The following is a 23,741-nucleotide window of genomic DNA, read 5'->3' as shown; positions in this document are numbered from 1 at the left end:
ATACCTACAAATTGATTAACTTTTTTATTTGACAATTCAATTTCAAATTTATTTTATTCATACAATACTGATACGGCGTCCATCCATAATACTTCTCCCACAATACATCATGAGAATTAAATCTACCGCCTTTGTCATCATACTTCCTTACTCCGTGGTCACCCAAACCATTCTCTACATCCTTCTCTTTTCCGATATAGCCCTCCCGTGTAACTCCCAAAGTATCAAGAGTTGTCTCACCATAAGCCGAATATTGTTTGAAGTTCAGTAGTGTTCCGTCTGCTTTCATAGTAAATCGTAAAGAACCAAGATAATCATAAAACTTATACTGTTTCTGCCAATTTCCATCCACGTATCTGTATGTAATCCTTGGCGCCATCTCATTACCATAGACATTGTATTCCGTCGGATAGAAGAATGTCGTTGGTCGGTACGGTTCTGGTGCACTCATATACATATAATTACTTAAATTTATTGAATTATCACTTGTTTGGACGCCATAATAAGTTGCATATTGTCTGTTATCCACACCCAATAAATAATAAACCCAAGGATAAACTTCATCACCTGTATCACCAAGAGGAGAGATTAGTAATTTTAATATTTTAATTCGATTATCATTATTTTTTATTTTTAACGTCTATTTATTTTTGAAATACGTTTGTAATTTATAAAGGTTATGATAGAATATGGAAGAGTTGAAAATTACAGATAATACCCAAAAAAGACTTGATGAAATTAATCTGGAAATTGATAAGCTTATAAAAGAGCGGGATGCACTTAAATTCAGATGGCAAAGCGAGAAAGATTTAATTTTCAGATTGCGAAAAAGCAAGGCAGAGATAGAACAGTTGCGTACTCATTCAGAGTCACTTGAGCGTGCCGGTGAGCTTGCCAATGTTGCAGAAATTCGCTATGGGAGAATTCCACAGCTGGAGAACGAAATTATCAAACTTAATGATGATTTAGTGAAAGTGCAGAAAAATGGCAAACTTCTTAAGGAGGAGGTTGAAGCCGAAGATATTGCCGAAATTGTAGCCAAGTGGACAGGAATTCCTGTAAGCCGAATGCTCGAAACAGAAAGAATGAAGCTAATCAAAATGGAGGATAGAATTCACTCAAGAGTTATAGGTCAGAAAGAGGCAGTTGCGGTTGTTTCAAATGCAATCCGACGCTCGAGAGCGGGTCTTCAGGATGAGAACAAGCCGATAGGTTCATTTGTATTCATAGGCAATACAGGCGTTGGCAAGACAGAGCTTGCACGTTCACTTGCTGAATTTTTATTCAATGATGAGCATTCGATGGTACGCATTGATATGAGCGAATATATGGAAAAATTTTCTGTTTCGAGATTAATCGGTGCACCTCCCGGGTATGTTGGCTATGAAGAAGGCGGACAGCTGACTGAAGCTGTAAGGCGAAAGCCATATTCAGTTGTATTGCTTGATGAATTGGAAAAAGCACATTCCGATGTATTCAATATTCTGCTGCAACTTCTTGACGAAGGCAGGCTTACAGACGGCAAAGGCAGACTTGTGGATTTTCGGAATACCATAATTATAATGACATCTAATCTTGGCTCGGAATTTATTAACGATAAACTTGTTATAATGAATGACAGTAACCGCTCAGAGCTTATGTCTGAAATCAGGGTGAAAATTGTCGAGCTTCTCAGGAAACGCCTTAAACCCGAGTTTTTGAACAGGATTGATGAAATTGTGCTGTTCCAGCCACTTACTGCTAAAGAAATCAGACAAATTGCCGATTTACAAGTACAAAGAGTTAGTGAAAAGCTGACAAAAGCAGGTATAAAAATGGAAGTAACCGAATGTGCTCTTGAATGGCTTTCAAATCTTGGTTATGATGCAAAGTTTGGAGCAAGACCATTAAAACGTGTTGTTCAAAAGTATGTTGCAGACCCCATAGCTATGAAAATTCTTTCGGGTGAATATAGTGCAAATACTGAAATTTTAGTAGATTGCGATGATAACGGCAAATTTTCTTTTCACAAGAAATAAAATTTAGTTAAATTGTATTTTTATCGGTGTGTAAATGAGTAAAACTTTTTTTAAAATTGTCATATTGACCGGAATTATTTCGGGAGTGCTACTTTGCAGTTGCTCTTCCACAAAGCCAGTTTCGGCAATTAAAGTATTGGATTTCAAAGGTGTTACAGAAGTTGCTCGCGGAGAAAAAGCCAATCTGAAATGGAATTTTGAAAATGCCGATAAAGTTCGCATTACTGATCTGCAAAGAAATTACAATCCGCAGGACAGTATAAGTATAGCCGTGGATACTACATCAAATTACAGATTTTTGATTACACGCGGAATAGATACGTTGCAGCTTCTATGGAAGGTATATGTAATTGATACTCCTGATGAAATTTCAACCGGTCCCGTAGGCGCTAATGTCAAAAATGAAAAACCGTCTTTTATTAATTCAGATTACCTTCGAGGAGTGCAATCAGCCAAAGGTTCTGCCAATATGAAAAGTCTCAAAATAATGAGATACTATTACCCATTTGAAAGCAGGAATGTTGTAAGAGCATACAGTTTGATTCTTGATGAATTTGGAAATTATATAAGCGGTCTTTCGGAAAAAGAATCCGGTTTTGTTACAATTAATGCTTTCTCCGGATGTATTGATTCACCGAAAAATTCACCTGTGACAGGCTTTACAGAAAATAGAATTGATGAAAGCATTCCAGTGGATTATATCATACTTCTTGATAATTCGTCCATAGCAAGTGATTATTTTCCAATTAATAATATTATCGAAAAATTTGTGAAATCCCTGTCGGATGACGACCGTTTTGGATTGTATTTATTCAACCAGAATTTCAAAGAGGAATTGCCACTGACAAGAGCCGACGAAATAATGAAATTAAGTTTTTTATTCAAAGAAAAAGGCTTGTCTGCAATATTCAAATCACTTAAATATTCCATAGATTTGCTGAATAAATCGAGTGATAATTCCAGAAAGAAGGTCATAGTAACAATAGCTTACAGTACTGACAATGCATCAATAATTTATGACAGAAATGATATAATTGATTTGGCAATAGATTCAGATATTCCGATTTATGTTTTGGGTATCGGAAATGCTGTGGATAGTTACTCACTTAGCTCTCTTTCAACTCTCAGCGGCGGCAGATATTATCCTGTCGAAGATGCCGCAATTGAGAATATTCAACTAATTTTGAATGAAATTTTATACGCCCAAAAAGCTAACTATCAATTTGATATTCCGGTTCCGGCAAGCGGTAATTGTGATACTAAAGTCGCAAATATTGAATTTGTAACCTATCAGAACCGAATTCATGACACATTAAAATTTCCTGACATCAGACCAAGACACGAATTCAAATATATGGCTGTCGCCTCTTTTGATGAGCGTGATACAACAGTTACCGATGATTATCTTGAACCAATTTCGATGCTTGCTGATGTATTAAATAAAAACCCCGATTTATCAATAGAATTAATTGGTAATACAAGTATTGAGGGTGGAGATAAATATTGCTACAATCTTGGTCTGAAACGTGCACAAGCTGTAAGAAGACAACTAATTATCAGTGGTGCTGACCCATCAAAAATAAGAGTCAGTTCAGATGGTAGCAATAATCCGGTATATTACATTCAGGAATCCCACTGGATGCAGTATTATAACCGAAGAACTGAGCTCAGATGGCTCGATCCCGAGCTTCTGCCTTATGAAATTATTGCTCAAATCAGCGAAACAGAGACCGATGCTCTAAGCAAAGTCGAAGATTGGGAAGACAAAGGATACAGAGCTTATTACGAAAGATATTTGCAAAATAATATACCTGTTTACAGGGTCAAAATCTGGGGATATAAAGACCAAAAATCCGCAGAAAAAATCGCAGGTAAACTCACAAAAGAATACGGCTTTCAATTTGTAGTCAGGTAGTATTTTAAAAATTTGTATCAGATGTCCTACACTTGCGAAGTGTAGGACATCTATTTTGGCTGCATAATCTGAACGCAAAGGGCTGAAGCCCTTTGTTGCAACTTGTGATTTAACATTCAACTCAATATCTTTTAACTTAATAACTTTAATTCTGTAACATTCAACTCAATAACATTCAACATTCAACATAGTTACATCTTCACAAACTTCTCAACAATGGAGCAGGTTGTAATGACACGGCATATCGTGTCCTTACAGGCAAAATCATAAAACAAGTTGCAAAAATTATCTATAATCAGTTTTTTCTTTACTAATTTTAATGGCTGATGAAAATTGGCATAGCTTTACTAAATCCTTCATATTGAACCCGCAAATAGTAAATTCCTGATGATAAACCGCTCGGGTGGAATGTTACTGTTGCTTTATTGTCAAGTTCAAAAATTTTGGGCATATCTGTTATATCCATTACTTTTATTCCACGGACATCAAATAGCTCAATTTTGAGACCATCTTCCGATATCCTTTTATCCCATAATAACGAAAACGAAATTCTGTTTGTTGCAGGATTTGGGTAAGGTGGATATAGCCAGAACGGTGGCGGACCGCTTTCTACAGATTCAACTTCCTTTATTGATGTCGGGATTTTTTCTCCCGGCTTCAACTTGAATAATTGGTTATTCCCAACTGCAAAAAGTGTTTGGTCAACATAATTAAATCTGTATAATTCATATTTAAAAAACTTATCATCAGATACAATTTCCCAAGTATCACCAAAATTATTTGTTGTAAGTATTTGCAAAAATGAACCCATCATAAATCCGCTACCATCCTCATATATTTCAATTAAGGACGGTTTTATATCCATGCTTTCAAAAACTAATTCCCAGGAATACCCACGGTCTGTTGATTTATAACTACGATAAATATTTCCTTCATCAGATTCTTTTAATGTTGACATAATTATTAATTTTCCATCCAGAAATGAATGAAAATTTAATGGATATGTAAAATCAAAATCTGATTTAATAATTTCATAAGTTGCGCCGAAATCCTGTGTCAATAATACAACCGGATATGTTCTTTTTATGATTCTCATATTCAATGTATCAAAATCGTATTGTTCATATCTTGAACCTGCTAATATCCAACTGCTTTCAGAAAGTGCTTTAGCGTTATTAAGGAAAAATGAATCAAGATAAATTTGGTTATTTTTATTATTTAATAAATTATTGAAACTTATACTCGAAAATATTTCTCTGATTGTTGTTTTGTATTTTAGAGAAACAAAAATATCACTATTAAAATATGAGTAATTACCTCCCTTAATTGAATTATCTTCAATATTTTTGTAACTTCTTCCACCATCCTTAGTAGTTCTGTTAAAGGCGTTAGAGTACGATGAGCTTGTACAGGAAATACCATTAATAGTGTCATTAAAATGTAGATGTGTTACATCAAAACCCAAAAAATCATCCTCCATTTGTGGGAGCCATGTTATGCCACCATTTGTTGTTCGAAATACTTTTTGTCTTTTCGAACCTAAAAAACCGGTTTTTGAATTCAGGAAAAAAATTGGATTAAATCCTGATATGTCAAGATAAGACTTCATATACCATTGATTATAAGGGAATTCGGACAAAACTATTGAATTGTGCTGTCCGTAAATTACTGCTTTTCGGGATTCACTAAAACTATTAATAGCCAAACCAAGGGCAGACGAGAAATACGATGCTTTTGAAAAGTCATGATTATAATTATAAAAATTACATTTGATAGAATCAGTAAAGTAAATTTCATAAAGATTAACCAAGTTTGCTATATCTCCCGGAACAGGATTGCATAGAGCAACAATTCTACTATCATCAAAAATAATAAAATCCTGAACTACTCTTTCATTAAAATTGAAAAATTCCCAGTTAGCACCATTATCATTAGATTTCAGAAACCCCCTTAATGAATTAATTATTACAGTCTCACAGGAGCTTCTTACCTTATTTATTACACTATTATTTATCAAAGAAGAATAATCGTTAAATTCCCATGTTTCAAAACCATCATCAGATATATAAACCCCTGCGTATAAATCACTTATAATAATTCTACCATTATTTAATACTTCTGAACTTACAAGTTTGCTTTTAGTATTTAAGTTAATCTTGAACCAAGTAATCCCATTATCAGTTGTTTTGAATAAATTGCCGTTATCTCCTGCTACAATACCAATATTCTTATAAAATATTATCGTATTGAGAGTTGTATCAGCACCAATATCGACAATTTCCCATTTCTCACCTAAGTTTGAGGATTTAATCACAGTTCCACTACGTCCAACCGCAAAAAGGCAATTGGTATTCTGCTGATAAGCAGCTGATAGTAAGCTGTTTGAAGTATTAGTGGGATTTCCCGACCAGGTTTCTCCATTATCAAGCGAAACAATTGCCATTCCATTGCTTCCAACAACTATTAAACTACTTTCACCAAAAAAGCAGGCACCACGAAAATCTGAATCCAACCTATAAAACATATCCTGAGATGCAAAAGCCAAAATTTGCAGTGTGAAAAATGTTAGTATTAAGGACAATATTTTAAGCATAATAATTAGCTCCAATTCAATTTAAAAAAATATCACCTTCGCCAAAAAAAATTGGCGAAGGCAGTTTACAATTAATCACATAAATGAAAACATCCTACGGGAATTGGGTCGGGATAAAACACGCCAAAGTCCGGACATATGCTAGTGCCGCTTCCAGATATTTTTGTTTTAACTAATTCCGGAGGGCTTTTTGAATAGTCAAAACATACACTCCATTCTGAAATACAATTATAAATTGATTCTATGCATGGCCTCAATATTAAATCTTGTTCTGGTATTATTGAAGTATCGTCAAATTTCCAACATGAGAAATTTTTTACTTGAATTAAAGTATTTGAGTCAGGACATGGTGGTATATTTAGTAAATGGGTACTATTATCAATCACTGATTCTGTAACTTTTTTTAATAAATCAGAATTAGATATTTCAGCACCGATTAAGCAGTACTTATCGAAAAAGGAAACTGCTCTAACATGTATGAATAATTGATCATTTTCATATTTCCAACAGTAAAATATTGTAACCTCGCAAAATACACCTGGCCTTACTTCAAGAAAATCCGGATAAAAAGCAGAATTCCATCCATAACCGCAAGATGGAACATCACTTTTAAGGTTTAAGCCACTAAAAATCATTAAAATAAAAAATGACAGGAATAAAACAGCTTTTTTCATAGCTAAATTTCCTTAATAATTATATAAATAGTTATTTTATTTACTTACTAAACAATTATAAAAATTGTTAAAAATCATAAGACGGACTTTCGTTATTAAAAGAGAAGTCCAGCACTATACCATTTTAGCGACAGAAAAGATTATTAAAATGTCAATCTTATCTGCCGCTAAATCGTAATTCCGGGAATTTGAAGCTCCTCAAATAAAATAAATATTTTAATTTTGTGTAAATACTTTTCGTTGAGAATTCGTTGAGAATTCGTTGAGAATTCGTTGAGACAAAATTTATCAAACAAAAAATCTTTTTCTGTTGAAGTAATAAAGGAGAGATAAAGCGTTTGAAATATGCAGATAACAATATGGCAAAAAGATATATTTTTTCCCCAAGAGATAGGGCAATGTTACTATAAATTTTATGATATTTACCCATCAAAATCATATTTTTTCTTAGTTACCATTATCATATAGCTAAAATAAGTAATTTCTGAATATTATACAAATAAAATTTTATTTTTTTACAAATTTCAAAAAGCAAGATGTCCTACACTTGCGAAGTGTAGGACATCTATTTTTGCTGCATAATCTGAACGCAAAGGGCTGAAGCCCTTTGTTGCAACTTGTGATTTAACTTTCAACTCAATAACTTTATAACTTTTTACTAACTCACATCTTCACAAATTTCTCTATCTTATTGCCAATACGGATGAAATACACTCCTGCCGGCAGATGTGATACATCAATTTTTTGTGTGGACAGGTCAAGCCCTATCCCTACAGACATAACTTCTAAACCAAGCATATCGAATATTTGCACTTTTTCAGTCGCTGCAAAGGGCTGAAGCCCTATGTTGCTGAATTGAATTGTGATGAAATCACTTGATGGGTTAGGAGAAATTATAATATTTGAAAATATATTTTTACCGTTGATGCTACTTGCAAGTACACCATTTCCTGAAATGTTGAGCTTAATTTCGTTATTATCTGCATCAGATTTAATTGTTACAATACCAGATTTAAGTCCTTCAGATTTGGGCGAAAATCTGATTCTGACCTGTCCATTCTGAATTGGTGAAACGAGTCTTAAATTTGGTTGCAGAATAGTAAAATCTGTATTTTCAGTGCCATCATCAGGAATAAATTCAACTGATTCGACATTTACTTCAGAATTGCCAACATTTCTAATTTCTTTGTTCAGTGTGGATGTCGCATCTATTACAACATCTCCAAATTCAAGTGAACTACCAAATACAAATACAAGCTCCTTACGGGTATCTGCTGTAGAGTAAGTGAAGTCCAATCTGTTCACTTCACTTAGACCTGAAGTAAATACAGATACTTTGTTATTATTCTGATTAAAATATGCATGATAATAATTATCACGCTTAGTATTTAAGACAGGTGTCCAGCTTTTTCCTAAAGCTTCAGTAGCAAAAAGTTTGCCGTCAAAATTCTGAACAATTATCGCATCGGTTTCTTGTATTGCATAAATTCCTACAGGAGATTGCATATTTGCAGTAAAATCATAAGCGTCAAGTTGCCATGTGTTACCTCCGTCAGTGGTAACAGCCATTTTCCTTGGTGAACCCTGAGCACTTGACTCGGCATATATACAAGCACCTACATCACCATTAAAAGTAACTCCGGTAATAAAACCACCTGCTCTGACAACCTGCACGCTCCATGTATAACCCTTATCAGTTGTTCTGTAAACACGTCCTGAAGTTGTACCAAACCATACACTATCACCAGTCTGACAAATTGAACCAACTAATCCTGTTTCATTATTGAGTGGAGGAGGAATATTTGTAACTAATTGCCATGTTTGCGCTTTATCACTTGTATATCCAACGCCCCAGACTCCATTTTTCGGGTCACCGAGCAATATACCTTCATTTTCGTTGAAGAAATGGAATGAATTTATGAATGATGTAATATGTGCAGCTGATTTTTGTGTCCATGTTTGACCGCTGTTTGTTGAATGATGTACCTGTGCATTTCCGTTGCTTGGACCATCACCGACAATTAAATTCTGGCTGTCGAATGCATGTACACAATAAACAGGTTGCTGGCTTACCGGCAGCAGAGTACCTGTAGCTTCTTGAGAGCGGTGAATAACTCCTCCAACTCTGGAACTGGAGCCAACAACAAAAAATAGGTCATTGCTAAAAATTGAGCCGTCGTGCCATATTATTTCATAGGCTGAAGGTACACCACCATACCTTGAAAATACATTAGATGACTCTACATCAATATTTATTTTCGCCATTTCCAAATTGTAATAATTTGAACCTGTCATTTCAATTAAAATCTCAGCATCACCCTTGAACCATGGGTTATTGCTTAAAAGTTTTACTTTTGCAGTAAGGTTTTGGATTGAATTTGTGTAAAATTCAGGAATAACAAATTCATATTCTTCAAATTCTACAAAATTATCAATAGGAATAATCCTGATAGTAACATTTTTATCTGAAGCTAAATGATTTTTAAGACTAATTGTAACATCATTAAATTCAAACGTTGAAATTGTATTGCTCTGACCTACTCTTACAAATTCAAGACCGATACCGGGCATATCAAATCCTTCCTTTGCATTATTTCTAAGAGCATTACCTGCATTCATTCTTCCGAAATAAAGATGTCTGACATTAGGATTTGTTGGCTGAAGAACATTATCGCAAGTTCCTCTCATTTGATAAATCACTTGCTCAGGTGTCCAGTCTTTATGAATTGAACGAATAAGTGCCGCTACTCCGGCTGCGACGGGCGATGCCATTGAAGTTCCACTTTGAGCTACATAGCGATTGTTTGGCAGCGTAGAAATTATATTTTCTCCGGGTGCAAATATGCGAACTAAGTTTCCATAACTTGCAAAGCCGGAAGCTCTGTCTGTAGCACCTGATGAGCCTACACTCAGGACACCATTATAAGCGGCAGGATAATCAGGACTAATATCAAGATTTTTCCCGGTATTTCCGGAAGCTGCAACAATCAAAGAACCCAAATCAATTGCCTGATTAATAATATTTTGTTCTGCAGGGCTCCTTCCGGGACCGCCCCAGCTACAATTAATTACATGAGCACCGGTAACTGCGGCATACAAAATTGCTTCATAGCCGCGCAAAATTCCGGGAGACTGAAAAGAATCAGAGGAACATTTGATAGGAAGAATTCTGCATTTAAATCCCGGTGCAGCAATTCCAATATTATTATTTGTTGAAGCAGCGGCACAGCCTGCTGTATGTGTGCCGTGTGTATTCAATTTGGCAAGTGGATTATTGTTCTCACGGAACTGACCCTGCTGATACTGCTGGACGGTAATATTGCCGATGAAATCCCAACCGTTCACATCATCAATTTTTCCGTTGCCATCGTCATCAATACCGTTGCCGGGAATTTCACCGGGATTAGTCCAAATATTGCCAATAAGGTCTTCATGTTCGATATCTGTTCCTGAATCTATAATTGCTATTATGGTATTGGTATCGCCTTGAGTAATATCCCACGCCGCCTGCATATTTATTCTCTCATGGTGATATTGAGTGCCAAACCTTGGGTCGTTGGGAATGAAATACGTATAACGTCTGAAAACCGGAGTAACATATTCAAATTCATGATAATTAAGTATCATCTTGCAAACTTCGTAAGGGTCATGACCGCCATTATATCGTATTTCATAAATTCTGCTGACACCATGATTATCTGCAGAAAGCAAATGATTACCTTTGAAATAAACTTCATAGGGTGCTCTTGCTGAAACAAAATTGATTTTCTCCAAAAGAGAATTCAGCTCATTATTTTCAAAACGACCTGTTGCTTCATTAATATACTGATGTGATTTTGTCTTTATTTCAATTTTATTGTGATATACATGCTCGGAATCCACTCTTTCCATTTCAAGTGTGTGAGCCGGATAAAATTTTCCGTTAATATGCTTTTCAGGAATATCAATTGTATATTCAATATCCTTCTTTGCTGTTGGACTTTTGTCAAAATAATAATGTGGAACCGCAGAATTTGCAATATTTAAACAAAATATCGCCGTTAGAAATAATACTAAATGCTTCATAAGATTTTCCAAAAACTATAAAATGATTTTACTTATTATTTAATGTAATATTTAATTAACACAAAATTAATTTAAATAATTTGAATTATCAAAAAAAAATGATCTAAGATACTTGAAAATCAACAAATTTTGCATTACTTTCAATTTTTGATTTCAAAAAATTTATATTTGATAAAGATTTACCGCACAAAATTATTAGACCATTTTGCGATGTCAGGTTGAGCAGCTCAATATCGCCATGGGAATCGCCTGCTGAAATCAGTGGCTTCACGCCCTCTCCGAATAATTCTTGAAATACATCAGCCTTGCCCTGCCTGTAAGTAACAGTTCCTTTGATTATATCGGTTATTAAATCTTCATATTTTTCTGTTACTTCGATTTCTGTACGTACACCTCTGATAAATTGAGGATTTAGATTGAACAAGCTCTCGCATACTGCCTTAACTGCTATATGATAACTTGCTGATATGACTCCGACTTTCCATCCTGAAATTTTTAGATAAGTAACTAAAATCTGCATTTCAGGGATTGGTGTAGGAACAGGAAATTCATATTCAATTCCATCTTCCGAAAAGCAAATTATTTCTGAATTAGTTGAAATCAAATGCTTTGCCGCATTGTATACAGTTGAAATATTCAATCCTTTCATTGTTGTAATTATATCACAGTATGAATTTTGATAATCTTTTCTTGCAAGCATAGCCTGATAATCCGACCATTTATAATCAAACTCATGACCTGTTGACTTCAAATAGCAGTATAGAGAATCACCAATATCGCCGTTTATCAATGTGTTATCCAAATCAAAAACTGCAATCTTTTCATCGTCACAGATGTTTTTCATTTCTAACTCCAAAATTGCTTCTTTGAGATTAGGTCTTAATTTATTGATAATTTTATTTTTATATTCTGTTAAATTTTTCATAATTTCAAAAACGAATTAAATTAATAAATCATTTCAATTGCTTACTATATAAAGTGTGAATGTATTGTTTAGAAAATGTACTAATACTGCGTAACTTAGTCTGCCGGTTTTAAGTGTGAGAAGACCGAGTAAAAATCCAAATATGAAAAGTGGTAAAACAGCGATAATTTGAAAATGTAAAAGTGAAAAAATTGCGCTAACAATAAAAAGTGATGTCAGTTTGGAATAATATTTTAGACTAAGCTGAAGCAAAAAACCACGAAAGAAAAACTCTTCACAGACTGCCGGTAAAAGAGCCCCGGCTAAGTACAGCATTGCAGGTTGTACCTCAACCAGCATTCTGGCGAGAGACTCATAGCCTGAATGCAGCTCGCCCGACATTGACAAATAACTGCTGATTAAATATACCGGAACTATTGACTTTTGTAAATATTCTGCCGAAGATATTAAAATAATCGCAAGCAGTAGAGTGGACAAAGCCAGCATCAATCCCAAAAAAGATATATCAAACTTGAGATATTCGTTGATTTCGAAAACTCTGAAAGCAAAAATTAATGTTACAGATGTAAAAAAGAAGCCTAAAATTTGCGAAGATAATAAAAAAGAAATACTCGGAACAGGTGCACCTGATGACAAATCAGGAGGAAAAACAGAAACAGCAAGAATATTATATATAAAAATTAGAAAAATTGATAATATAATTTGGTAAAATCCCGTTATTTTTAAACTTTTGTAGTTGTTCATTTGTCTTTTTTTATATTTATTTAATATTATATGTAAATACGATTTAATACGTTAATGAATATATACAAAAATAATGCTTTTTTTCTTTGTAAGTGAGAAATTATGAAAAAGTTATTACTGCTGTTAGCTTTATTGCTGGCAAATTTTAATATAAATATGTCGCAGCCTGTGGTTGTGAGTGAAATATTTTATGCCGCAGGTTCAGCAAACGAATGGACTGAACTTCTGGTTGTTGAAGATAATGTCTCGCTTGTTGGTTATACAATGCGTGACAATAGCGGATCTAACGGTTGGATGGGTGGCATAAGGTTCAACGATGTTGAGCTTTGGAGAAATTTACGAATTGGAACGATTATAGTCATAAACCACAGAGGTGGAAATTTTGATGATGAAAAATCTGATGGTTATATTGAAATGGGCTCCCAAAGTAGCTTTTATTTCACTACATTCAAAGCCGATGGTACTGATGGACCTTTAGAATATACTCAGGATGGCACACCTTTGAGTTCACTTGACCTTAACAGCAGTTATGATATGATACAAATCCGTGATGTTCTTGGAAATCATGTCCACTGTCTTGGATATATAGGTGGGCAAATTGGAGACAATTATGATACAATACCAAAGCCAAATATATTTCTCAATTCCGGAATCTCTCAAAACAACAGCGTAAAAGTATCCCCTGGACTGATGCTCAGTAATTATCTCGCAGGTCTGTCTCCTGCGAATATTTCCGGTACAGGCTCAGTCACAAAAGGTCTTCCCAACAAACGAAGCAATGACGACCATCAGAATCATGCATTTTGGCGTGAACTACGTCAGCCCGACTGGACAAATCCAGGAATAATAAATACAAGAATTGTAGATAATTTCAGCTCTGTGGAGCTTACCTGGAATGCTGCATCTACTTATAGCGACCCTGACGAAGGTTATATGATTTTGCGTTATATAGAAAATAATAATATTGAGCCGATTATTGAAGATGGAAAAATATACAATGTTGGGCAAATTCTCGGTATTTACAAAGTTGTAGGAATTGTTCCAAGATTAACAACCAACCAATTTCTTGATGATTTCAGCGATGGCGAAAGCTTTGAATGTGGCAAAAGATATGCTTACAGAATTTATGCTTTTCGTTATGGTCCAAGTTTTTTTGACCCGGTTCAGTACGATTTTGCCGACCCACGTAATGCAAGAGGCAGACAATATAACGAAGCAAGCTTTGCAAGTGTGGCGCAGTCAATTATAAAGGAGATACCACCCGAACCTCAAATATCAACAACAATTGGAGTCACACAGTTCTGCAGCAATGTTGAGGCAAAACTTGAAGCCAATATCAAAGATACACAAAAGTATTTTTATCAATGGTATTCAAATCAGGACGGCGAATTGGCAGGTGATGGATTTACATTAGACCTCACAAAGCCCGGCGACTACTGGCTGGTTATTACAAGTAAATCTTCCGGTTGTGCATCATCATCAAATGAAATCAAAATTGAAATTCTCGAAGCTCCCGAAACTTTTATTATAGACCCCGTAACAAGTCGAACATTTAGTAAAGATACAACTATTTACCTTTGTGCGGGCAATGACTTAAATTTGAGGGGATTGTCAATTCCCTCAGGTTCAAATATTGAATCAAGATGGGAAAAAGATGGCGCTATGCTGTCCGGGCTGAATGATGTATCAATTTCAGAAGAAGGAATTTATAAATTCATCGCAGAATCCGGCGGTTTATGTCCGGACACATCAATAGCAGTTACTGTTAAAATAGTTGCTCCGGACTTCACATTAAGTACAAACAGACTTGAATTTGACGCTGATTCAGATTTCGAAAAAGATATCATTCTCACAAACAATTCCAATGATGAATTAGTCCTGAATCAGAGTGATATAATCATAACACCTGCAAATAATTTTAAATTGATTTCCCCGGCTGTGTTCCCTGTTAGAATACCTGCTAAAGGTTCATATACTATAAGGATAAAATTTGAAATAGTTGGATTTGGTTCGCGGGATGGTAGAATTACAATTAGCACATTATGTAATTTAAGCAAATTTACAGACTTATTCGGTCAAAGACCGAACCTTGGCTCTACAAGGCTTGACGCAGACAAGTCAAACATAAATTTGGGAAATCGTGCTTCATTATGCCCTGATTATGATTATACTATTGACTCAATCAGATTTATAGCATCCGGTACTGAGGAAATATATGTCATTAAACCTACATTAAATAATGCTGATTTCACATTTGTTTCATCCGAGTTTGCTACTGATGATGTAATTAGAATTAAGCCGGGTGAATACTTCAGCGGCTTTTTTGTTCTTGAAAATTATAATGTCGGAACTTATTCCGGTGAGCTTACTGTGAAATATGTGCCGGTTGGCAGGACTGATACCTCCTCCACCAAAGTAACTGTGGAAGCTGTGGTCTATGACCCTGAAATTACACTTTTGACAAAAATGATTGACGTTAGCAATGAAGTTACCTGCAAAAGAACGCTTGATACTTTTTTGATTTTGCAGAATAATACAATCGAAACTGCAACAATTGAAGGCATTTTCGGAGATGCGAGAATTACATTCCTGACAGATATGCCACGTGAAATCGAACCGGGAGTGACTGACACAATTTATATCAGATTAAATTTTACGAATTCTAACCCTTTCACAATCACTTTTATGTATGAAAATCCCTGTCAGATTGGAATGGATTTAACTGTAATTCCTCCTGCAGTCGAACTTGATGTGTCACTTCAGGATAATAATGTAGATTTTGGTGTAATTAATAATTGTGTTACAAAAGGTGATGTGATAATTGATTCGAAAATTCTTGCTTCAGCAGAAGGTGCATTTATCGGAAGGATGATTTATAACGGGACATTTGTAAGGTCGAATTTGTTCAAAGATAAGATTTTCAATATTGGAGATAATTTATTTGAAATTCGTATCCCTGAAACAAGTGAAGGAATTATTAGCGACAGCATAGTTTTTGAAGTTGAACCTTGCGGAGAAATTTATACTTTATATATAAAAGGCGAGAGAATTAATCCTCTAAGCCCGCAGTTTTCAACTATAATTGTTGACTTTGGTCAAGGCAACTTATTAGATGCTGATACAAGAATTTTGACAGTCGTAAACTTAAACGCAGGGCTGTATGCAGTAATTGATTCTATACAAATTCCTGCTCCATTTGTTTTGGTTTCACCAAATGCAACAGATTTTCCGGTGGAAATACCACCATCCGGCACATTTGAAATAACCATTAGTTACCCGCGTTCAAATGTAGGTTCGCATAATCTTTTAGCCAATGTATATATTAATAAACCCTGCCCGGAGAAATTCGAGTTTATAATCAGAGGATCAACAATTGATAATCGAATGGCTATGATTAAAGCAAAACTTCCCGAAAGTGAAATTATCGAAATAGGTTCGGAGAAAAGATTGCCGGTAAATTTCGAATTCGACCCAAATTATTCTATTTCAGAGCTTGAATTGAGAAATATTGCATTCCATCTTTCATTCGACCATATTAATCTTAATCTCAGAACAGCACTATTAGGACAGGCACTGAATTCTCCTACATCATTAATCACTTTTGATGATAGCCGAGAAGGTAAATTAATTCTAACTTTGAATATTTCAGAACCTGAAATGGTTAATAACGGCGAATTGATTCTAATAACTGCTAAGCCTCTATTAGGAGATGCTCTAAATGCAAAAATAACTCTCGATTCTGTGATTATCAGCTCAAGAATGCCTACTTCGGTTGAAACTAACGAATCTGATATTACAATAATTGGTGATTGTGACCTCGAAGGAAGATTGCTTGCCGTTGCCGGAAATTTCGGGATTACAGTGAGAGAAACGGGAAATCTTGAATCACTCAATATATATTTTTCAAATATATCAGATGAAAACACAGAAATAAAAGTATATAATAATCTTGGCGAATTGGCAGATACAATTATAAGCGGTCATGTTAAGCCCGGAGACCACGTTATCAATTACGATGTTTCGGGTCTTCCAAGCGGAGTGTACAGTTTCATACTTACAAATGGAATTAGATACGATTCAATAACTTATCCGGTTGTGAAATAAAAAATAATAATAATTTTGAAATAATGACAAGTAAACAAAAAAAAGTAAAAAAAGATGACAATACTTCGACGACAGAAAAGCAACTTGCCTGGTATAAATCTTTTTTTGATAACGCCACAGATGCAGTATTTATAGTACAGCCGGAGACTTGGAGTGTCCTTGATGCAAATGATTATGCGGCACAAATATTAGGCAGATCGCGGGATAATCTTTTAGGGGAAATTTTACCTCAATTCCGCAGAATATTTAAGCTCTTGAATAAGACAAACTCTACGATGGTTCTCAGCGAATTGTCGCTTGAAAATCAGGAAGGCAATCCAATCATGGTCGAGGTCAGTGCTCGCTTTATGAGATTCGAGGGGCAGGACTTAATTCTTGCAATTGCCCGTGATGTCAGCGAGCAACATGCACTTACAGATAAATTAGTTCAAGCTGATAAACTTGTCCTTTTGGGGCAGCTTTCTGCCGGAGTGGCACATGAAATAAGGAACCCCCTTGCTGCTGTTAATCTGAACCTTCAAGTACTTAAAAGGCGCTTTGAGCCAACGGCTCCTGAATATGAGTATATTGAAACCGCCCTTCAGGGAGTTGACAGAATTTCAAGAATTGTTGAAGTTACATTGAATTTTTCCCGTCCGACAATGCCCGATATCAAGGATTTACAGTTAAATAGTTTAATTGTAAGTACTCTTGAGCTCGTGACGGCTATGATTAAAAGAAAGGATATTAAAGTTGAGCTGAAATTTGACGAGAACCTTCCGGTCATAGCCGCTGATTCTAAGCAAATACAGCAGGTATTGATAAATCTTATAACTAATGCCGCTGATGCAATAAAAATTAAGGGAAATATCAAAATTGAGACTTATACTGAAAAATTTGGTCGTTCGGGTGATGGTATTTATGTTGTTGCCTCTATATCCGATAATGGGATAGGCATACTTCCGGAGGATTTACCGAAGATTTTTAATCCTTTTTTTACACGGAAAGCTGACGGTACAGGTCTTGGACTTCCGATTACGCAAAGAATTTTACATCAACACAGTGGTATAATTGACGTAGAAAGTTCATTCGGTTCCGGTACAACTTTTTATGTAAAACTACCTCTGCCATCAGAAATTAAAAAAAATTGAAGTAATTTAAGCAAATTGTTTTTTTTTATGTTTAAATTAGAAAAAAAAGTGTTATATTTCGATTTGTTTGTGTTGTTTCTTAAATAAAGAAAAAAGTGTCAAAACAAAATTATACAATAGTTGTTATAGAAGACGATCCTTTGGTTAACTCGACAATCAAAGGAATACTTTCGTCTAAATATTCTCGGGTAGAAACTTTTACAGATGCCAACAAAGGTTTGGACGAACTTCACATGATTTCTCCTGACCTTATACTCCTTGATATATTTCTCGGTCATTCAAACGGGCTTGATATATTAGAGCAGCTCAGAAAACAGGGCTATACTATGCCTGTGATAATAATGACTGCCTTCAGTGATATAAAAATGGCTGTCCGTGCTATGAAATTAGGTGCTGAAGACTTCATCGTAAAGCCTTTGGACCTTGAGCAGTTGGAAGTGTCGGTTGATCGTTCTTTGAAAAATTTTGATTTACGCCGTCAAGTTGATATTCTTTCCGAGCAATTGAAAAAAGACCAGCCTAGTGAAATTCTGGGTACTTCTTCGGGAATGAAAGATGCTATGGAAATGGCAAAACTCATATCTTATGCCGACGATACAACTGTACTTATTCTTGGAGAGTCAGGAACGGGTAAAGAGCTTATGGCAAGATTTATTCATGATAATTCACCTCGTCATAAAGGACCGTTTGTGACAATTAATTGTGGCGCCATACCTCGTGAGCTTGCTGAAAACGAACTTTTTGGTTATGAGCGTGGAGCATTCACTGGTGCAACTGAAAAAATTCGCCAAGGTAGATTTGAACAAGCTCAGCACGGTACAATTCTGCTTGATGAGATTGCCGAACTTAGTATGGAGCTTCAGGTCAAGCTATTGCGAGTTCTCCAGGAACGCAAGTTTTACAGGTTGGGTGGAAATAAGGAAATATCTGTAGATGTAAGAGTAATTGCCTCAACAAATAAGGAACTTGAGACTCTGGTCGAGCAGGAAAAATTCCGTGAAGACTTATTCTACAGGCTAAATGTAGCAAGAATTTTGCTTCCACCACTAAGAGAAAGAGGTGAGGACATAATAAAATTAGCTACTGCTTTTGTCAAGGAATTTAATAAAAAATTCAATAAAAATGTTACAGGATTTACATCCGAAGCAGCAGATATTATTAATTTCTACCCGTGGAAAGGTAACGTCCGTGAGCTTAGAAATGTTATTGAAAGAGTTGTCCTTCTTGAACAAGCCACTATATTAACAAAAGACTCTTTATCATTTCTCAAGGGTGGAAGTCAACTACATTCATCCACTCAAGTTCCCAAACAGGAGTTGACTTTGAGTGCCGGTCAGCACTATCTTAAAATTGCTGACTCAGGTGTTCTGATGGGTAATGTACTTAAAGATTTGATTATTCAAACACTCAAAATAACAGGTGGAAATCAGATTAAAGCATCAAAATTGCTCGGTGTTTCACGAGCTAAGCTAAGATATAGAATTGAGCAGCTTGGAATTAATATATCAGGCAAAGAAATTTCATAGGAATAATTTATGGACGATTATACTTTATTAAAACAACTTTTAGATAATAGAGATGCTGATGAATTTCTCAGGAATGCCTCAGAACTTGACCCTTCATTTTGGGAAGCCGGAGATAAACTGAAGATTCTTACTGATGCAATAACTCTGGATAACAGAGGTTTGAAGGACTTTGTTTACAGGATACTTTTATCCCTTGATGATGAGAGCAAAAGTTATGCATCAGGATTTCTTGTTAAGCATTTATATGATAAAAATCTCGAACTGCGTAATTTAGTTGCGGATTTATTAATGAAATTCGGCACAAACGCAAACGAATACCTGCTCCCACTTTTAGAAGATATTGATGTTGATGTTCAGAAATTTGCAAGTGATATCCTCGGATTTTCAGGTACAGACAAAGAAATACCGAATCTGGTGAATTTATTGAACGCTAAAGATATGAATGTTTTCACTTCCGCTATTGAATCAATTGGACGAATTTACGAAAGGCACAGTGAGCAAATTGGACTTGGTGATTTGATGATTGATAAGTTGACCAATATTTATAATCATCAAAATTATGACACACAGCCGGTTATTATTGAAGCTATTGCCAAAATCGGTGGAGACAGAGCCGTTGATTTCCTGATATATATTATAAAAACTGAAGAAGACTTATTTCTCAAAACAAATGCAATTGACGGCTTGTCTATTTGTGGCAATTCTGAAGAAATTTGTGTACTTCTAAAAGAGCAACTTCACACCTTTATGAAAGAATTGCAGCCCGTAGTTCTCAAGACTATTATTGCTATCAGCTTCAGAGTAGGATGCAGTATTGATTTCGAGGAATCATTCAGAGACATAGCGTTAGTAGCTCTTGAAGATTCTGACCCTGATATCCGAACTGCCGGTTTACTTGCATTGGGCAATACCTATACATATCAGGATTTGAGTTTAATCGCCGGTGAATACCATAAAAGCGGAGATGAAATCAAACTCTATATACTTAATAATTTTGTTGCCAACAACATAAATTTGTTGAGTGATTTTATTGTTGAGTTTGCCCGGCTTACAAGTTCTGCAGACCACTGCTACGGAATTCTTGAGATGATAAGTAATATTCGGAATTTCATAGATGATTACGATACTGAGACTCAATCAGAAGTAATTAAGGTATTCATAAGTAATCTTGGTTTGCAGCTTGAAATGCACGAATACGACGTATTTGAGAATTTAAGGATGATAAACGAGTTTGTATTTGACAATATATTAGAAAAAATGGCATCAGAAGCAGAAGGTTCTATCGCTGAACAGATTTCTGATTTGCAAAATTATTTAAGAAATTAATAGTTTAAAATCAATGGCCGGTAGTTTATTTAATTTAGGAATGAAGAAGAAGGAAGAACCAGCACGGACTGTGGCTCTTCCCAAATCTTCCGGTAGTGGTGCAAGCGAAATGACAAACGAAGAATTTGAACAAATGCGGGTATTGATATACGACTTGAGTGGTATATACTTCACAGACAGTAAAAAATATCTTCTCGAAAGTCGTATTGCAAAAAGAATAACAGCAAATAATATGAAATCATTTGCTGATTATATTAGTTTTTTGAAATTGAAACCCGGAAGAGTTGAACTTGATGCACTTTTCGAAGCAATTACAATTAACGAAACTTATTTTTTCAGAGTACCTCAACAGTTCGAAGCCCTTGAAAATGTAATAATACCTGAAATTGCAAAATTGAAAGAAGGTCTTCCAAACCCGACAATACGAATTTGGAGTGCCGCCGCATCAACAGGTGAGGAGGCTTACACAATATCAATAATGATAAATGAAAGACTGAAATACAAGTACCCTAAGATAAATTTCCAGATAATTGGTACAGATATTAACTCAGCAGTTCTCGAAAGCGCCCGTAAAGCTGTTTACAAAGAGTACGCTATTAGAAATGTTCCTGATAATTTGTTAGAGAAATATTTCAAAAAAGAAGATAATCAATATATTCTTAAAGATGAAATAAAAAGAATAGTCAGATTTTCGCAGCTAAATTTATACGACAACATTGCTTTGCGTGCTATACCACCCTGCGATGTGATTTTCTGCGCTAATGTGCTTATTTATTTCGATATACCGTCCAAGCAGAAAGTAGTATCAGATTTATACAATACTCTGACAAAAGGAGGATATTTATTTGTTGGCTATTCAGAATCATTACATGGAATATCCAAGGCTTTCAAATTAGTTCATTTACCAAAAGCTATGGCTTATCAAAAGGATTAAGAGGGAGATTATGTCAAAAGTTATTTTAGTAGTAGAAGATTCGCCATCAATCAGAAAATTTATTTCTTTAGCATTAAAAATACAAAGTTATAAAGTGATTACAGCGGAAGACGGTATGCAGGCGCTTGAAATTCTGTCTCAGGAAAATCAGGTTGACCTTGTTCTAACTGACCTTAATATGCCTAATATGGATGGAATTGAATTGATTAAAGAAATCCGAAAAAATCCTAATTATGTGGATTTGCCCATAATTATTTTATCGTCACTTACTAGTGAGAGAGATATTAATGAAGGGCTTGATGCAGGTGCTGATTCATATTTAATCAAGCCATTTAATACAAAAAAAATTCAGTACGAAATATCTAAATATTTATAAACTAATATAATTGGTAGATTATGAAGTTTCTTGTTGTTGATGACTCGCCAACTATGCGGAGAATTGTTATAAATGCTCTCAAAACTTTCGGTTACGAAGATTTTCTCGAAGCTAATGATGGTATTGAAGCTATGGAACAATTGCATGGTGAAAAAATTGATTTTGTGATTACCGATTGGAATATGCCTAATATGAGCGGACTTGATCTGACTAAGAATATTAGAAACTCTCCAAATTTTGGAAACGTTCCAATTTTGATGGTAACAACAAGAGGTTTGAAGCAGGATATTGTCGAAGCTCTGAAAGCCAGAGTCAACAATTATGTTGTTAAACCATTTACACCTCAGGTTCTTAAAGAAAAAATTGATGCTATTCTAAAAACCAGTTAAATTAAGTTAGGAAAAAACTATAATGATTGATAATGAAATAAAAATTTTGCTTCGCAAAGCTGATGAACTAAGAGCTTTATTTGTATTGGGGCAGAAGGTAATTCCATTCCTTGAGGAAATATTTGTTTTTGTTAGCGAGATACAGCCACTTTTAGATGACATCAATAATTCCATCAGAGATAATCTCAAAAGGATGCCTAATGCAAGTAAGCAACTTTCCAAAGTAACTGAAGCTACAGAGCTTGCTACAAATGAAATAATGGACTTGGTAGATGGTATTGTATTCAATTCAGAAAGTATTGCTACAAACATTACAAAAGTACAAAAAATTGCAGACCTGGAATTTCAGAAACCTATTCAAATTTTAGAACTTGTATATGATGCTATTGAAAATGGAGCTGATGTCAGAGGTTTGCTACCTGAGATGAAGAAATTAATTGAACATCTCAAACAAAATTCAAGTGTTGAAAAATCTGAAATAATTTCCAATACTAAAGAAATATTGAGAACTATTCAGTCTGATTCTTCATCAATAATGATGTCATTGCAAGTGCAGGATATCACTTCTCAGCAAATTGCTGCTGTTAACAAATTGCTGGAAACAGTTCAGGATAAATTAAATTCAATTTTGCATCATTTCAAAGATTCAGATTTGAGCGAAATGATTTCTAAAGAAGTTGATGAAAATAATGAATCGGAAATCAAGGTTTCCAAGTTACACCGAGAAATTGCTTTTGACCCTAACGCCGTAGATTCAATTGCAAATAAAGAATTCCGACAAACTGAGGTTGATGAGTACATCAGATTAGCAAAAGAAGGGCAGTTCAGAGAACATGACAGCCATTTTGCCGATTTGGACGAAGCTGAACGGGAAATTGAACAAAAGCAGAATTCGAATGATAATACTGTAGAACATAAAGTACCGGATTCAGCACAGTCAGAAAAAACTAATAATATTCAAGAGGTTGATGACTTTGAATCTATCTCGCAGGAAGATATTGATAAAATGTTTAACAGTTAGG

At 35.0% G+C, this 23,741-nt stretch carries 16 protein-coding genes; 10 read left to right on the top strand and 6 right to left on the bottom strand.

The annotated features are described in order from the left end of the window. Positions 1-4: 4 nt before the first annotated feature. Positions 5-529 carry a hypothetical protein gene (locus KF896_14015; GenBank protein ID MBX3044823.1) on the bottom strand — a complete coding sequence of 175 codons (525 nt, stop codon included), beginning with the start codon at positions 527-529 and terminating at the stop codon, positions 5-7. 160 nt (positions 530-689) lie between these two features. Between KF896_14015 and KF896_14010 the strand changes: the two genes are divergently transcribed. Continuing rightward, positions 690-2,018, top strand: a complete 1,329-nt coding sequence (locus KF896_14010; protein ID MBX3044822.1) for an AAA family ATPase — start codon at positions 690-692, stop codon at positions 2,016-2,018. A 34-nt stretch (positions 2,019-2,052) separates the two neighbouring features. Further along, the gene (locus KF896_14005) at positions 2,053-3,933 is read left to right on the top strand and encodes a VWA domain-containing protein (protein MBX3044821.1); all 1,881 of its coding nucleotides are present in this window, start codon (positions 2,053-2,055) and stop codon (positions 3,931-3,933) included. Positions 3,934-4,249: 316 nt separating this feature from the next. Here KF896_14005 and KF896_14000 read toward each other — a convergent pair whose 3' ends face one another. The 5 genes from KF896_14000 to KF896_13980 form a co-directional block, all read right to left on the bottom strand. Continuing rightward, a complete protein-coding gene (locus KF896_14000; GenBank protein MBX3044820.1) occupies positions 4,250-6,526 on the bottom strand; it encodes a T9SS type A sorting domain-containing protein in 2,277 nt (758 codons plus the stop codon). 71 nt (positions 6,527-6,597) lie between these two features. Further along, positions 6,598-7,200, bottom strand: coding sequence for a hypothetical protein (locus tag KF896_13995; GenBank protein ID MBX3044819.1), 603 nt, complete (start codon positions 7,198-7,200; stop codon positions 6,598-6,600). Between the two features lie 663 nt (positions 7,201-7,863). Next, the gene (locus tag KF896_13990) at positions 7,864-11,265 is read right to left on the bottom strand and encodes a S8 family serine peptidase (GenBank protein ID MBX3044818.1); all 3,402 of its coding nucleotides are present in this window, start codon (positions 11,263-11,265) and stop codon (positions 7,864-7,866) included. A gap of 103 nt (positions 11,266-11,368) precedes the next feature. Beyond that, complete coding sequence (locus tag KF896_13985; protein ID MBX3044817.1) at positions 11,369-12,190, bottom strand: haloacid dehalogenase-like hydrolase; 822 nt, start codon at positions 12,188-12,190, stop codon at positions 11,369-11,371. Between the two features lie 33 nt (positions 12,191-12,223). After that, positions 12,224-12,934, bottom strand: coding sequence for a CPBP family intramembrane metalloprotease (locus tag KF896_13980; protein ID MBX3044816.1), 711 nt, complete (start codon positions 12,932-12,934; stop codon positions 12,224-12,226). A gap of 102 nt (positions 12,935-13,036) precedes the next feature. Here KF896_13980 and KF896_13975 point away from each other — a divergent pair, with 102 nt between their 5' ends. From KF896_13975 to KF896_13940, 8 genes are all read left to right on the top strand, one after another. Continuing rightward, on the top strand, positions 13,037-17,038 hold the full coding sequence (locus tag KF896_13975; GenBank protein MBX3044815.1) for a hypothetical protein: 4,002 nt from the start codon (positions 13,037-13,039) through the stop codon (positions 17,036-17,038). 23 nt (positions 17,039-17,061) lie between these two features. Beyond that, positions 17,062-18,168 (top strand): PAS domain S-box protein, encoded by a 1,107-nt coding sequence (locus KF896_13970; GenBank protein ID MBX3044814.1) that lies wholly within the window; start codon positions 17,062-17,064, stop codon positions 18,166-18,168. A 116-nt stretch (positions 18,169-18,284) separates the two neighbouring features. Beyond that, entirely contained in the window at positions 18,285-19,694 is a 1,410-nt protein-coding gene (locus KF896_13965) for a sigma-54-dependent Fis family transcriptional regulator (GenBank protein MBX3044813.1), read from the top strand. A gap of 9 nt (positions 19,695-19,703) precedes the next feature. Further along, the gene (locus KF896_13960) at positions 19,704-21,020 is read left to right on the top strand and encodes a HEAT repeat domain-containing protein (GenBank protein ID MBX3044812.1); all 1,317 of its coding nucleotides are present in this window, start codon (positions 19,704-19,706) and stop codon (positions 21,018-21,020) included. Between the two features lie 109 nt (positions 21,021-21,129). Beyond that, positions 21,130-21,954, top strand: a complete 825-nt coding sequence (locus tag KF896_13955; GenBank protein MBX3044811.1) for a protein-glutamate O-methyltransferase CheR — start codon at positions 21,130-21,132, stop codon at positions 21,952-21,954. Positions 21,955-21,964: 10 nt separating this feature from the next. Further along, positions 21,965-22,330 carry a response regulator gene (locus KF896_13950; protein ID MBX3044810.1) on the top strand — a complete coding sequence of 122 codons (366 nt, stop codon included), beginning with the start codon at positions 21,965-21,967 and terminating at the stop codon, positions 22,328-22,330. A 20-nt stretch (positions 22,331-22,350) separates the two neighbouring features. Beyond that, positions 22,351-22,719 carry a response regulator gene (locus KF896_13945; protein ID MBX3044809.1) on the top strand — a complete coding sequence of 123 codons (369 nt, stop codon included), beginning with the start codon at positions 22,351-22,353 and terminating at the stop codon, positions 22,717-22,719. 22 nt (positions 22,720-22,741) lie between these two features. Next, positions 22,742-23,740 (top strand): protein phosphatase CheZ, encoded by a 999-nt coding sequence (locus KF896_13940; protein ID MBX3044808.1) that lies wholly within the window; start codon positions 22,742-22,744, stop codon positions 23,738-23,740. Position 23,741 lies beyond the last annotated feature (1 nt).

The organism is Ignavibacteriota bacterium, assembly GCA_019637995.1.
Lineage (GTDB): Bacteria > Bacteroidota > Ignavibacteria > Kapaibacteriales > UBA2268 > JANJTB01.
The sequence above is the reverse complement of the archived record's forward strand: the minus strand, read 5'-3'. Positions and strand labels throughout refer to the sequence as shown.

Excerpts from the sequence above, each read along its gene's own strand:
- KF896_13980 (MBX3044816.1), bottom strand. The coding sequence starts at position 12,934 with ATGAACAACTACAAAAGTTTAAAAATAACGGGATTTTACCAAATTATA.
- KF896_13940 (MBX3044808.1), top strand. The coding sequence starts at position 22,742 with ATGATTGATAATGAAATAAAAATTTTGCTTCGCAAAGCTGATGAACTA.
- KF896_13945 (MBX3044809.1), top strand. The coding sequence starts at position 22,351 with ATGAAGTTTCTTGTTGTTGATGACTCGCCAACTATGCGGAGAATTGTT.
- KF896_13995 (MBX3044819.1), bottom strand. The coding sequence starts at position 7,200 with ATGAAAAAAGCTGTTTTATTCCTGTCATTTTTTATTTTAATGATTTTT.
- KF896_13985 (MBX3044817.1), bottom strand. The coding sequence starts at position 12,190 with ATGAAAAATTTAACAGAATATAAAAATAAAATTATCAATAAATTAAGA.
- KF896_13955 (MBX3044811.1), top strand. The coding sequence starts at position 21,130 with ATGACAAACGAAGAATTTGAACAAATGCGGGTATTGATATACGACTTG.
- KF896_14000 (MBX3044820.1), bottom strand. The coding sequence starts at position 6,526 with ATGCTTAAAATATTGTCCTTAATACTAACATTTTTCACACTGCAAATT.
- KF896_14010 (MBX3044822.1), top strand. The coding sequence starts at position 690 with ATGGAAGAGTTGAAAATTACAGATAATACCCAAAAAAGACTTGATGAA.
- KF896_13990 (MBX3044818.1), bottom strand. The coding sequence starts at position 11,265 with ATGAAGCATTTAGTATTATTTCTAACGGCGATATTTTGTTTAAATATT.
- KF896_14005 (MBX3044821.1), top strand. The coding sequence starts at position 2,053 with ATGAGTAAAACTTTTTTTAAAATTGTCATATTGACCGGAATTATTTCG.
- KF896_13960 (MBX3044812.1), top strand. The coding sequence starts at position 19,704 with ATGGACGATTATACTTTATTAAAACAACTTTTAGATAATAGAGATGCT.
- KF896_13970 (MBX3044814.1), top strand. The coding sequence starts at position 17,062 with ATGACAAGTAAACAAAAAAAAGTAAAAAAAGATGACAATACTTCGACG.
- KF896_13950 (MBX3044810.1), top strand. The coding sequence starts at position 21,965 with ATGTCAAAAGTTATTTTAGTAGTAGAAGATTCGCCATCAATCAGAAAA.
- KF896_13975 (MBX3044815.1), top strand. The coding sequence starts at position 13,037 with ATGAAAAAGTTATTACTGCTGTTAGCTTTATTGCTGGCAAATTTTAAT.